Source organism: Deinococcus alpinitundrae (assembly GCF_009982895.1).
Classification (GTDB): domain Bacteria; phylum Deinococcota; class Deinococci; order Deinococcales; family Deinococcaceae; genus Deinococcus; species Deinococcus alpinitundrae.
Map to the genome: position 1 here is coordinate 1 of NZ_WXZL01000351.1, position 257 is coordinate 257.

Here is a 257-nt window from a genome sequence, read left to right on the forward strand (position 1 = left end):
GCTTTAACTATTACAGAAGGTGGCTATATTAATGTTCGAAACAATGTTATCGATCTAGATTGGGTGCAGTTACTATTAAGCCCATTTGCTTGGTCTGTAGTATTCTTGGCAATTATTTCAGTTTTATATATTTCATCAGGATTTTTGACATATTATGCTAAAAAAGCAAATGACGAACCAGCATATAATTTAACAAGACAATGGCACATATTTTTAGGGCCGCCGATGATTATCATTTGTTTATTCGTATTTCTATC

The 257-nt window shown here is 32.3% G+C and carries 1 protein-coding gene; it reads left to right on the plus strand.

What is annotated here, in order from left to right; all coding sequences use genetic code 11:
• Window positions 1–257: hypothetical protein (locus GUI70_RS25935; protein WP_272952940.1), on the plus strand; the 257-nt coding region annotated here is incomplete at both ends.